The organism is Desulfoferrobacter suflitae, assembly GCF_022603395.1.
Lineage (GTDB): Bacteria > Desulfobacterota > Syntrophobacteria > Syntrophobacterales > Syntrophobacteraceae > Desulfoferrobacter > Desulfoferrobacter suflitae.
In genome coordinates, this window is sequence record NZ_JAIBKA010000004.1 from 397547 (window position 1) to 410135 (window position 12589).

General features: G+C 55.7%; 9 protein-coding genes and 1 riboswitch. Of the genes, 1 reads left to right on the forward strand and 8 read right to left on the reverse strand.

Features of this window, described 5'->3' with window-relative positions; genetic code table 11:
* Window positions 1-185 precede the first annotated feature (185 nt).
* Window positions 186-509: a ComEA family DNA-binding protein gene (locus K1V27_RS09345; protein WP_258929630.1), complete on the forward strand. Its 324-nt coding sequence runs from the start codon at window positions 186-188 to the stop codon at window positions 507-509.
* Window positions 510-732: 223 nt separating this feature from the next.
* Here the strand turns inward: K1V27_RS09345 and thiC are convergent, their stop codons facing one another.
* The 8 genes from thiC to K1V27_RS09385 all read right to left on the reverse strand — a co-directional run bounded on the left by thiC (window position 733) and on the right by K1V27_RS09385 (window position 12458).
* Window positions 733-2010 (reverse strand): phosphomethylpyrimidine synthase ThiC, encoded by a 1278-nt coding sequence (gene thiC, locus K1V27_RS09350; protein WP_258929633.1) that lies wholly within the window; start codon window positions 2008-2010, stop codon window positions 733-735.
* A gap of 167 nt (window positions 2011-2177) precedes the next feature.
* Window positions 2178-2271: riboswitch (TPP riboswitch) on the reverse strand.
* Between the two features lie 291 nt (window positions 2272-2562).
* Complete coding sequence (locus K1V27_RS09355) at window positions 2563-4224, reverse strand: acyl-CoA dehydrogenase family protein (protein WP_258929638.1); 1662 nt, start codon at window positions 4222-4224, stop codon at window positions 2563-2565.
* A gap of 23 nt (window positions 4225-4247) precedes the next feature.
* On the reverse strand, window positions 4248-6320 hold the full coding sequence (gene ligA, locus K1V27_RS09360) for an NAD-dependent DNA ligase LigA (RefSeq protein ID WP_258929641.1): 2073 nt from the start codon (window positions 6318-6320) through the stop codon (window positions 4248-4250).
* A 149-nt stretch (window positions 6321-6469) separates the two neighbouring features.
* Window positions 6470-6832, reverse strand: a complete 363-nt coding sequence (locus K1V27_RS09365) for a sulfite exporter TauE/SafE family protein (RefSeq protein ID WP_258929643.1) — start codon at window positions 6830-6832, stop codon at window positions 6470-6472.
* A 114-nt stretch (window positions 6833-6946) separates the two neighbouring features.
* On the reverse strand, window positions 6947-8893 hold the full coding sequence (locus K1V27_RS09370; RefSeq protein ID WP_258929658.1) for an MASE3 domain-containing protein: 1947 nt from the start codon (window positions 8891-8893) through the stop codon (window positions 6947-6949).
* 30 nt (window positions 8894-8923) lie between these two features.
* Window positions 8924-10354, reverse strand: a complete 1431-nt coding sequence (locus tag K1V27_RS09375) for a sigma-54-dependent transcriptional regulator (RefSeq protein ID WP_258929660.1) — start codon at window positions 10352-10354, stop codon at window positions 8924-8926.
* Entirely contained in the window at window positions 10351-11010 is a 660-nt protein-coding gene (locus tag K1V27_RS09380) for a hypothetical protein (RefSeq protein ID WP_258929667.1), read from the reverse strand. The genes K1V27_RS09375 and K1V27_RS09380 overlap by 4 nt, the downstream gene beginning before the upstream one ends.
* Before the next feature lie 2 nt (window positions 11011-11012).
* Window positions 11013-12458 (reverse strand): HAMP domain-containing sensor histidine kinase, encoded by a 1446-nt coding sequence (locus tag K1V27_RS09385; RefSeq protein WP_258929672.1) that lies wholly within the window; start codon window positions 12456-12458, stop codon window positions 11013-11015.
* Between the last annotated feature and the right edge of the window lie 131 nt (window positions 12459-12589).

The window sequence follows — 12589 nt, forward strand, 5'->3', positions numbered from 1 at the left end:
ACCTGGAGTTGTCCGGGTGGCTGTTCCTCTGCCTTACCGCAGGAGCGGCGGGCAGCCGCTCCTGTGAAAATGACCGTCGCCGCACTTTTTTCTTGACATTCCTGCAGATTTGAGCATGATGAGGGCAGTTGATTCACCCTTCAACTAGCTCCCAGAGAGGCCCGGTTTTCCAAGGAGGTGATCCAATGAAAAAAAGTATTCCCCTAACTTTTTTTCTGGTTGCAGCGCTGCTCTTGCTTGGAACGCATCTTGCCTTCTGCGCGTCCGCGACTGAGGTGGGCAAAGAAGCAGCCGGCGCGGCGGCCGGTCAGGCGGCAACGATCAACATCAATGCCGCCGATGTTACCCAGTTAGAGAGCCTCCCCGGCATTGGTCCGGCAACTGCCCAGGCCATCGTCGATTACCGAGAGGCCAACGGGCCTTTCAAATCCATTGACGCCGTCAAAGCAGTTCAGGGCATCGGCGACGCAAAGTTTGATGCCATCAAGGATCTGATCAGTACTGAATAAACGTTGAGCGCCTCTTTGGGAGCGCCTGCAACAGGCCAAAGCTGGTGAATTCCAACCTGATCGATGGTCCCGTCGTGGTTGAATCAAGGTTTATCCGGAACGATGGTCGTGTGCATGCCGCATAGTCAGCACCGGCATGGTGGGCGAACGACTTACAGCCGGCGCCGCCGACACAAAACGCGGCACCCGGCGGACAGGCGCCGGCGGCATGCAGTTAGGTTCATCAGCCGGTTTTGCGGCCGCTGATTTTGACCGCACAGAGTTTGCCGCACATGCTGCACGCTTCTCTATCTTCGGTTATTTGCAGCCTGTCGCGCACCAGCTCCGGATCGAGTGATCCGTTGATGACCGCCTCCCAATCGAGTTTTTGTCTGGCGCTGGAAATTTCCCGGTCGGACTCGACAGCTCCCGGCAACCCTTTGGCAATATCGGCTACATGGCCGGCAATGCGGGCCGCCATCACCCCCTGGTAGACATCATCGGGGTTCGGCAAACCCAGGTGTTCGGCGGGGGTCACGTAGCACAGGAAATCGGCGCCCGCAGCGCCCGCCAGCGCGCCGCCAATGGCGGCGGTGATATGATCGTATCCTGCGGCAATGTCGGTTGGCAGGGGGCCCAGCACGTAGAAGGGGGCACCCTTGCAAACCTGTTTTTGCAGATGTATGTGCGACTCGATGTGCTGCAGCGGCACATGCCCGGGACCTTCCACCATCACCTGGACACCGCGGTTGCGGGCGCGCTGTGTCAATTCCCCGAGTATCAATAATTCTTCCAGTTGCGCGCCGTCGTTGGCATCCATGATTGTGCCCGGTCGGAACCCGTCGCCCAGGCTGAGGGTCACATCGAATCTATGGGCGATTTCCAGAAGGTCGTCATAGTGCTCGTAAAGGGGGTTTTCCTGTTGGTTCTTGCGCATCCAGTCCATGTGAATCGAGCCCCCGCGACTGACGCACGGCATGATGCGCCGGTGAATTTCCAACTGGCGCATCGAGCTCAATGTCACTCCGCAGTGCACAGTGATGTAGTCGACGCCCTCCGCACATTGTTTCTCGATGCTTCGAAGCAGTTGATCGGCGGTCATCTTCTCGAGGGGCTGGTGGTTGGCAAGCATTTCGGTGGCTATCTGGTAAATGGGAACTGCCCCTACCATTACCGTAGAGTGTTCGAGAAAGAAGTGGCGCAGCCGGCCAAGCTCTCCGCCCGTGGAGAGATCCATGATGGAGTCTGCTTTGGCCTTCCGGGCGGCTGCCAGCTTCCTCTGTTCCAGACCGATGTCCGCGCATTCGCCGCTGGTTCCAAGGTTGGCGTTGACCTTTGTCTTAAGTCCTGCGCCGATGGCGAGTACCCGGGAAAAAGTGTGATTGTGGTTCTTGGGCAGCACCGCTCGTCCTGCGGCGATCAGTTGGCGCAGTTGTTCGGCATCGATCGGTTCGTTGCGCACCGCCTGCTGCATCTCCTCCGTGACCATTCCCGCCCTGGCATAATCCAGTTGTGTTTTCACGGTTGACTCCTTTCCTTCTATCCAGGTGTTGAGGTCATGCCCCGCAGCAGCAAGGCGGCGGGGGGTGTGACCGGCACCTTCGGGTTTTACCGGCGAAGTTTTATGCGTGGCGGGAAAGCTTGACGGGGATGCCGGAAACGAGGCCGTCCGGTGAACGGCCTCCAGTGAGCTTTCGTTCCGCCGATTCCTTCGCCAGTATTATCTGGATCAGGTTCCAAGGGTATGATCTCAGCTCTCTGATGAGCACCCCTTCGGCTAAAACCCTTTTCCAATCCTTTACCATTAAAAATTATATCATATTTGCTCAAAGTCCATTACATAGAAGAGCCTTTTGTCGGCAGTTCTCATCCTGACTGCTGTCGGGCTTACCGCGCAGGGGGGGTGGGTGGAGGCCCGTTCTTTTTGCGCCGTAACCCACCCGATGCCACCTCATATGGCGGGTTATCACGCGTGCTGCGCGGCTCCGCCCGACGACCACGTTGGTCGGTCCGGCCCATGTTGGGTATCGTCACGCATGCCGCGCGACTCAACCAGCCTGCGGAATTCGACCGGTTAACCGTGTGGTGTCGTAGTGAGTGACCGCATGATTCGGCCCACGAGCTTTTCACTCTTTGTATCGAAAAGACTCATGCTTTGTAGTCTCACCTTTTTTGCCTCCAGCAGGAAGTAGTTGAGCAGCTGCAAGTCCTCGCCGGCGGGAGCTTTGGTTCCGCTCTCGGCGCGCAGTTTGGCGAGAATCGTCAAAAGGCCGAAAAGATACAGACTCAGGGTACTTATTTTTCTGAGAAAAAATTGTTTCCCGACAACTTTTTCACCGTATAAGATGATGCCCAGGATGAGCATGCGTCGGATGAGAACGGCGTTGGCCCTGGCCGCTTTGGATGCTTTGTTCATCACCCGGTCCGGGAACTTGAGCGGCCATTGGATTGATTTGAACATGGCCCTTATCAGGGCAAACAGCCGGCCTGTGCGGGAAGCGTGAGCGCTTTTCAGGTCCTTGGTGATTCTTCGGATCATGAAGAGAGCGGGATAGATGGAGTGGATCTCCGTGGTTCCCTCAAAGACCGTGGTCACGCGGAAATCCCTCATCCTCTTTTCATAGGGCTGGGTTGACAGATAGCCGGAACCGCCGGCTACCTGGAGGGCGTCATACAGGGTATCCCAGCAACGGGTAGTGCCGAACAGTTTGCAGTGGGAACTTTCGAGGGCCACGTTGGCCACAGGGTTGCGATCCAGCAGGCCGGCTGTGAAATCATCCAGGGCCGAACTGACGAAGCCGTTGACGCGCGCCTTGACGATCTTTTCCTGAATCAACGGAAAGCGTTGTATGGGTCCTCCAAACTGAACCCTGCTGGAAGAGCGCTTCAGCATGTCCGCAACCGATTGCTTCATCATGCCGACCGAAGCGGCGCCCAGGCCGAGCCTTCCGTAATTCAAAATGATCATGGCGATCTTGAAGCCATCTCCGGGTTTTCCCAGGAGATTGGCGACCGGAACACGCACATCCTCAAAGCGGATTGCCGCGGTGGAACTGGCTTTGAGGCCCATTTTGGGCATGTCTCTGCCGATTTTTACCCCCTCCCATGCGGTTTCCACGATGAAGGCTCCCATGTGACCGGGATTCTTTGGATCCAGTTGGGCGAACGTGGTTAGCGCGCCCGCATAGTTGGCGTTGGTGATATAGGTCTTTTGTCCGGTCAGGATGTAGTGGCTGCCATCTGCCGAGAGCTCTGCCCTGGTTTCAATGTGCTGAGCGTCCGAGCCGATTTTTGGTTCGGTCAGGGCGTAGGAGAAAATCATCTCGCCGGAAGCCGCCGGCACCAGATACTTCTGTTTTTGCTGTTCGTTGCCAAACAGCAGAATGCCTTTGGTGCCGATGGAAAGGTGGGCGAGGGATGCCAGCACGACAGAAATATCCTGCTTGACCATCTCTTCGACGGTCCTCAGATACTCCCACAAATTGAACCCCAGTCCTCCATAGGCAACGGGAATAGAGATCCCGAACATGCCGATTTCCCGCATCTGCTGCAGCATGTCTTGGGGAATTCTTCCCAGTTCTTCGATGGATTGCGGCGCATACTGCTGGGAGATGGCCTGAAACTTTTCCATGAGCCGCCCGATTTTTGCCTCATCCACCGGGGCTCTGAAGGAATCGAAAAGCCGTTCGTCCAGCGACCCCAGGTAAATGTTTTCCAGGAACCCTTCTGCCGGCATGGTCCACTCTCCTTTCGCTGCGTCTATAAGTGCTTCCGATATCGATCAATAAACTCGGCAAACTGCTTTTCATCCATTACGGCAACACCGTGCTTTGCGGCCTCCTGCAACTTTGATCCCGCACCCGGGCCGGCGACTACGTAGTCCGTCCGGCGGCTGACACCGGAGACGGCCCGCCCCCCCAGAGATTCCACCAGGGCCTTGGCTTCGCTTCTGGTCCAGCGCTCCAGAGTGCCGGTAAAGACGAAGGTTACACCCTGCAGGGGCAAGGGCTCGTATTCTGCTTGATATAGGGGGTTGCTCAGCTGGACGCCGGCGGCCAGCATTTCCGCTATCACGCTGCGATTCTTCTGGTCCGCAAAGAAACGCACGATGCTGTTCGCCACCTCGGGCCCTATTTCATTGATTTTCTGCAACTCTTCCCTGGATGCCTGCATGAGGTCGGGCAGCGTTGCGAAATTCTCGGCCAGAACCCGGGCGAGATGCTCGCCCACCAGGGGGATGCCCAATGCGAACAGAAAGCGCGCCATGGTCTGCTGTTTGCTTTGCTCTATTTCCCGCAGAAGATTATCGGTTGATTTGGCCCCCATCCGGTCCAGGGAAAGGAGATCGTCCCTGTTCAGCTCGAAGATGGAAGAGAGCCGCTTCAACAGGCCGGCGCCGGCAAGTTTGTCGACCATTTTTTCACCGAGCCCCTGCACGTTCATTCCCCCCTTGGAAACAAAGTGCTCGATGCGCCTGCGAATCTGGGCATCGCAGGCGAGTCCGGTGCATACCGCGGTTTTCCTGTCATCGCTCAGTACCACTTCAGAACCGCACACGGGGCATTTGTCCGGCATGGTGAATTGCCGCTCGGAGCCGTTGCGCTGTTCCATAACCGGTTTGACCACATAGGGAATCACGTCTCCGGCGCGCTCCACCAGGACGGTATCGCCGATGCGGATATCTTTTCTTTCGATTTCACTGAGATTGTGCAGGGAAGCCCGCTTGACTTCAACTCCACCAATCTGCACGGGTTCGAGCAGCGCAACCGGGGTCAGCACTCCTGTTCGGCCCACCTGTACCTCGATGGCGTTGATCCTGGTGGTCATCTGGCGCGGCTTGAATTTGAACGCTACCGCCCATTTGGGGTCGCGCGAGCGAACGCCCAACTGCTTCTGATATGCCAGCCGGTTTACTTTGAATACACTGCCGTCTATTTCGTACTCCAAATGATCCCGATCCTGTGCCAGCTCCCGATGAAATTGAATGGCCTCTTCGACCCCCGAACAAATGCGAAGACGTTCCTTGTTGACTTTGAGACCCCATTTGGGAAGGGTTTCGAGGACCTGCCACTGGGTCTCGAATTCACGTCCTTCAACGTGGGTCGCCTCATACAAGAAGATGTGCAACGATCTTTGCGCCGTGATGTTGGGGTCCAGTTGACGGACGGAGCCGGCGGCGGCATTGCGCGGGTTGGCAAAGGGGGGTTCGCCCGCCCTGGCACGCCGTTCATTGAGCTCCCTGAATTCAGCGATGCGCATGAAGATTTCGCCGCGCACAACCAGGCGTTCAGGGATCACTTCTCCCTCCTGGCCGAGTAAGACCAGGGGGACTTCTCGAACCGTTTTGACGTTGGCGGTGATGTCTTCCCCCCGCTGCCCGTCGCCGCGAGTGGAGGCTACTACCAGGCGGCCCCGCTGGTAAATCAGCTCAACGGCGAGGCCGTCGTATTTGGGTTCCGCAATGTATTCAATGACCTTCTCATTGAGCTTTTGCCGACAGCTTCTGTTGAAATCACGCAGGCCGTTTTCGTCCTGGACGGATTTCAGGCTTAGCATGGGGGTGGGATGTTCGACCGTTCCCAGTTCTTCGCGCGGTTTTCCTCCCACCTGCTGCGTGGGAGAATCGGGGCTGGCAAGCTCGGGAAACCTGGCTTCCAGATCTAGGAGAGCAGCCATCAGTTGGTCATATTCGGCATCGGAAATGATGGGGTCATCAACGACGTAATATCGGTAATTGTGCAGGCGAATGGCTTCACGCAGCTTGTGGACGGCTCTTTTCGCCTCATCTTCAGAGGTTATGGATGCAGGCTGCACGTCGGGTTTGATTTCCATAGGAATACCTTGGTAAAGTTATGATTCGCCGAATTCTTGGACGCGCCCTCGAGGGTTTCCCGCAAACCGGGGAAGGCATCGCTCCGCTTGCAGCAGGTTGCGCCCACCCTATCGGGGTCGGGATCGCGCGGGACGCAGCCGTGCCCATCTTATTTTTTGAACAGGAGGTATGCGGCCAGGCCGATCAGGACACCGGAAAAGATCTTCTTGAAGCTGGCTGTGGATACATGTTCGACCAATCGTGCTCCCACCTGTGCCCCCACTATACCGCCGACTCCCAGCAGCAGGCCCAGTTTGTAGTCGACATTGGCAAATTTGTTGTGAGCCAGCAATGCCGAAATGGAAATGACCAGAATTGCCATGAAAGAAGTTCCCACCGCTTTTTGTGCTGAATAGCCCATCAGCAGCAACAGGGGCACCATCAGAAAGCCGCCGCCTAAACCCGTGAAGGATGCACCCACACCCACGCAAACCCCGCAGACCACTATGATCACCGCCTGAAGTGCCGTCATTTGCTCCTCCCCTGTCAGTTCGCTCCCGTCCACTGAAAAGCCAAGCCTGCTACATACTGATGTTGACGCAAACAGTAAAGACAAATGTCAAGTTCAGGGCGGTGCCGAAAGATCTCACGGGTTCCTGCCACGGTCGGCACATAACCAGGTTGTTGTTATGGTCGTGCCCCCACCGCGCACAGAATCGATGGCAAGGGTTCCTCCGGATAGCCTGGCCCGTTCCTTCATGCTCGTCAACCCCAACCCCTCTCCCTGCAACGCCTTTTCTTTTTTGACCGATTGCAGGTCAAAGCCGGTTCCGTTGTCGCGGATCATCAGTTCAATGCAGCTTCCATCGTTTTTGAGAGTGACATGGACAGCGTTCGCCCTGCTGTGCTTGGCAATGTTGTTGAGTGCTTCCTGAATGATTCGATAAATGACAATTTTGAGGGGATCGGCCACATGCCGCTCGTCCACGTCGATGCTGCTGGCAATCTTGATTTGCGGGTAGCTGTCCCGATAGGTTCGGCACAGCCAGGTTACGGCCGGTACCAGCCCGAGGTCGTCCAGGATGGAAGGCCAGATGCCGGTATGGATTCTGCGGATTTCGTCTATTACGTCCTGCACTATGGGTATGACCGTCTGCAGCGAGCTCAAAACGGGTTGGTGAAGATCCTGCCGGTTGCGCGCAAGACTGTTCTCCAGGCTGAATTTGACCGCCGCAAGCGATGCTCCAATACTGTCGTGGAGTTCCATGGCGATGCGTTTTCGTTCTTCCTCCTGAGCCGTCATCAGTTGGGATGAAAGTGCGCGCAGCTCCCTTTCCGATTCCATCAAGGCCTCTTCAATTCGTTCTCGCTCCTCTATTTCCAGCAGCAGGGCTTCATTGGATGTTCTGAGCTGGGCAGTTCTCGCCAGTATGCGTGCTTCAAGTTCTTCCCGGGCGTTTCGCAGCGACCTTTCGACGGTTTTGCGATCGGTGATGTCTATGCCCAGTTTCAATACCTGCATTTTGCCGTCCGCTTCATCGGGGAAGGGGTAGGAATAGACCTGGTATGTCCTATGGTGGGAGGAGGTCCATTCACCCACCTGAGGAGTATGGGTCTCCTGGACTCTCGAGGTGCTGCACGCTGCACACGGATGATCCAGCCCATAGAAAATCTGATAGCATTTTCGCCCGTCTGCAGGACCAATGTGGTCCAGGAAATAGCGGTTGGCAAAGCTTATGGAATAGTCGGGCGATTGCAGGTAGACGAAGGCCGGCAAGCCCTGCAAAACAGAAAACAGCTTCTGTTCGTTCGCCTTCAAGTTGCGAAACATCAAATTGAAAGGGCGTATGAAACCCGTTTCGATGATGGCTTTGTAGATGAGATAGGAAGAGGTGATTTCCAGCAGGTGCCCCACCATGTTGGCGATGCCGTATGCATCGGAGTAGAGGGTGAAAGCCAGGTCAGATAGAATGGTCACGACGAGGGATGCGGTCAGAAGCTGAAAGACGCTCGGTTCAAAATGACTCCTGTTTTTATAGAGCAGCACGGCTGATCCGGCAAAAATCAGGCAGATCACATATTCGCTGACGATCTTGAAGCGCGTCAGCCCGGACCCATCTATGAAGCAGGCGGGGAAAAGGTCCCAGCGGAAAATGCACAGCAGGAGCAGCAACGTGGTCAGTCCATAGGCTGCAAACGCATGACTGCAATGCAGTTTGCGTTTGAAAAACAGGGGAGCGATGAGAAAGGAAACACTCTCGAGATAGCGGGTTGCGATCCACAGTTGCGTGGGCAGGTTTGCATCTTCACCCGGAAATACGCCCATGCCTTTGTAGGAGAGCATGTGCAGCAAATCCAGTCCCGCCACGAACAGGAATGCGATGCCAAGGAACAGCAGGTAGTTATTGTCCAGCAGGCGGCGGGAGTTCCAGGTCATCACAAAAATCCCGCAGGTGATAAAAATGGAAAACATTTCGGCCAGACTATGGAAAAGGAGGTAGCTGTGGAGGCTCGTCAGGAACAACCCGAGTAAAACGAGCAGGCTCACTGTGATTTCTAACTTTCCATGCACGACGGGGGCTCTATCGGTCAAGGTGCGCCCTCTGCAAATTCTACCTGCCCTTCAACTCTCCGAAGGGACGTCCAATAAACCGGCCTTCCGACCCGAAAAATCAATTCCATACTTTTTGATCTTGTAATGCAGTGCTCTGCGGCTGATGCCCAACAGCTGCGCCGCATCTTTCTGCACCCAGCCGGATTCCTTGAGGGCGCGCAGGATAGCATTGCGCTCACTGTCGTCAAGGGACAATGATCTGCCCTTATCCGCGGCTGCCGTGCCGGGGGCCCGCAGGGGAAGTCCGGCCAGCTGCAGGTCTCCGATGCGCAGTGTGTTGTCGCGGCACAGAACGATTCCGGCTTCCAAAGCATTCTTCAGTTCTCGAACGTTGCCCGGCCATGGATATTCCTGCAGCCAATGGACCACGTCTTTGGGCAGCTTGACGGGTGGAGTCCCCTGTTTTTTGGAAAAAGCCTCGGCAAAATGTTTGGCGAGTAACGGAATGTCTTCTTTGCGCTGGCGCAGGGGAGGGATTTTGAGTGTCACCACGCGCAGGCGATAGTACAGATCCTGGCGGAAATTTCCGGCTTCGACTTCCGCCGGTAAGTCTGTGTTGGTGGCCGCAATGACCCGGCAATCGACGGGAATTTCGCGAATGTCGCCGATTTTTCTGATTTTGCGATCTTCGAGGAAGCGTAACAGCCGCACCTGCATTTCGGGGGAGATGTTGCCGACCTCGTCGAGCAGCAACGTACCGCCTTCGGCGGCTTCGATCAATCCCTTCTTGTCGCGCACGGCGTGCGTGAAGGATCCGCGCACATGGCCGAACAGTTCACTCTCGAGCAATCCCGTCGGTGTTGCGCCGCAGTCCACAACCACAAAGGGCCGTTCGCGGCGGGGTCCGAGATGGTGGATGAGGCGCGCGATGCGTTCCTTGCCGACCCCGCTTTCCCCTAACAGCAAGACGTTCACATCGCTGGGCGCAATGCGTTCAATGACGGACTGCAGTTCGTTCATCACTGCACTCAGCCCACTCAGGGAAATCTGGTCGGGATGCGCCTGAGCGGATCTGGAAGAAGCCATTCCGGGTTCGACAGGTGAATGTTGTTGCAGGATTTCACTGACCTTATGAATCAGGGCGCGGCCGTCGAAGGGCTTGGTGATATAGTCCAGGGCGCCCGATTTAACGGAATGAACCGCATCGGGGATAGTGCCGTAGGCGGTGAGCAAAATCACGGGCAGTTGAGGCTGGACGGCAAGCGCTTCCTTAAGCAGTTCAATCCCTCCGATGCCGGGCATGCGAATATCCGATATCATCAGGTCAACCGGCTGGGATTGCATAATTTCCAGGGCCTGCTTGCCGCTGGTTGCTGTGACCACATGAAATCCCGCCGATTCCAGGCGAGCCTCCATGACCTCCAGGATATGGGTGTCATCGTCCACCACCAGGACGTTCCGTGCCGCTTCCGGCGAGTCATCGCCTTTATGGCCGCTCATTGTGTGGAAACCTCTCTTTTCTTTTCCTGAATTTCTCTGTGGATGGCCTCCAGCGATTCGATTTGCTGTTTCAACTTCCTGATCTCTTTTTGCAGAAGCTCCGCTTCCCTGTTCTGCGACTCCAACCTGGAGCGTACCTGCTGAATTTCCTTCTCTTTCTTATCCAGTAAAGTCCGGCAGAATATCATCGCCTCCAACTTGGCATCGTCCGGCGAATGGGGTGCCGATACGCGAGCCTCGAAGACCATGAGCTTTGCGAAGAACGGCGAAAGCATCATGGGGTCTTCCGCATCGAGTCTTGTCGGGTTCAGCTGTTGCCACTTGCTCCACACGTTCAGCGCTTCTCTCACCTCATGCTCGTCGCGCGCCTCGGCCAGCATGGCACAAGCCTGTCCATAAAGAGCTCTGCGCTGCATTACCTGGTTGCTTGTGCGGCGGCTCAACTGCGCAAACAGTACCGCTGCACCGGCGTAATCCCTTTTTCTAAAGGCCTCCATGGCGCTCTCGAGCTCCTGCCGCGCCGCTGCCTCACCGGCTTCGACGGGATGCGCGCGGCCGCCGGGTGAGGAACACCCCCAACATCCCAGACAAGCGCCGAGCAGAGTCATTTCCAATGAGTATATCAGAACGCACCGTAACAGCCGGCGTGTTTGCATGGTTAGCCCTCCGGAGCCGTGGGAAGAGTGAACCCGAAGGTGCTCCCTTCGCCCACCCGGCTCTGCACCCAAATGTATCCACCGTGAGCCTCTACAATGAGCTTTGAGATACTGAGACCCAAACCAACGCCATCCGCTTCATCCTTTATGCCCGATGCCCGGTAATATTTTTGAAAAACAAGGCTGTGTTCCTGTTGTGGGATGCCGTAGCCGTTGTCGGTTATCGAAAAGATCACATTGCATCCCTGATCGTCCGGCACCGCCTGAACGATGACCTCGCTTCCCGGAGGCGCGAACTTGATGGCGTTGCCCAAAAGATTCAGCAACACCTGTTTGAGGTGGTCCGAGTCGCCCATGACGCGGGGAAGAACCGCGTCCACCCGGGTGTGGATGGCTACCCCTTTGGCTTCGGCTGCAGGAGTCAGACGATGGACGATGGAGGCTATCAAAGGCATGGGGTCGAGGGGGCGGATAGTGATGTCCAGGACCCCGGCTTCCATGCGAGAGACCTGCATCAGGCGATTCAACAGCTCCGTAATGCGGTCAATCTCTCCCCTGGCGATGAGCAGAAATCGTTTTTGCTTCTCATTGATGCTTCCCATCACCTCATCGGCAATCAAATTGACCGATTCGCGAATGGAAGTGAGGGGGGTTCTGATTTCGTGGCTCAGCATGGAGATGAAATCCGAGCGCATGCGCTCTTCCTGTCCGAGCCGATCGGCCATTTCATTGAAGGCTTTGGCCAATTCCCCGAATTCATCCTTGGAGACCACCGGAATGGGTTCGCTCAGACCCCTTTGCGGAATCAACCGAATTCCCCTGGTCAGCTCTTTCAGAGGACGGTGCATGGTGTGAGCCAAAAACATGCTGCCGAAAAGACCCACCAGAAATGACGCACCAAGCCCGATAATCCCCCAGTGAACGGCCATCTGTCCCCGCCTGTCAAGCTCCAGGATGCGATGTTCCACTTCATTTTCGCCGGCCGCCCGCAGTTGCGAAATCCGATTGATCCAATCATCGATGACATCCTGTGGAATCCACAGTCGCTTAAGGGGTATTTTTTCACCAAGGACCGAAATGGGCCTGGGCAATTGTGCACGGTAGTCTCGATACAAGTTTTTCCAGGACAGATCGCCCTGCCGCTCCTTCGATTCCAGTTGCAGGACTTTGATGAGATTTGTCTCAAACTCCCTTTGAGCGGCAACAAAATAGGTCTTGTATTCTTCTTTGTTGAGCAGAACGTATTTCTTTTCGTTTTCCTCCATGGAAAGCAGGTTCTCGATCATTTTCTTGGAGGCCGAAACTTCCGCATTACGATTGACCATGTGGCCGGATATTTTCATGATTTTGTTTACTTGCATGAGCAGTACAAAAATAGTTCCGTAAAAGATGGAGAGCAGGATCAGATACCACAAAAAAAGTTTGGCTCTTATGCCCAATCGTATCAATAGCGTTTTTCCCGGCAAAGCTTGGTCGTGGGTTGCGGTCCTGGTCTACGCAGCTGAAGTTTATCTTCAGGAACGGTATGGCCTGTTTAAAGATTATAATAGTAGCTGAACAGCCTGAACTACGTCAATCG

Coding starts and splice junctions, on each gene's coding strand:
- K1V27_RS09380 (WP_258929667.1), bottom strand. CDS start 11,010: ATGCAAACACGCCGGCTGTTACGGTGCGTTCTGATATACTCATTGGAA.
- ligA (WP_258929641.1), bottom strand. CDS start 6,320: ATGGAAATCAAACCCGACGTGCAGCCTGCATCCATAACCTCTGAAGAT.
- K1V27_RS09375 (WP_258929660.1), bottom strand. CDS start 10,354: ATGAGCGGCCATAAAGGCGATGACTCGCCGGAAGCGGCACGGAACGTC.
- K1V27_RS09365 (WP_258929643.1), bottom strand. CDS start 6,832: ATGACGGCACTTCAGGCGGTGATCATAGTGGTCTGCGGGGTTTGCGTG.
- K1V27_RS09345 (WP_258929630.1), top strand. CDS start 186: ATGAAAAAAAGTATTCCCCTAACTTTTTTTCTGGTTGCAGCGCTGCTC.
- K1V27_RS09355 (WP_258929638.1), bottom strand. CDS start 4,224: ATGCCGGCAGAAGGGTTCCTGGAAAACATTTACCTGGGGTCGCTGGAC.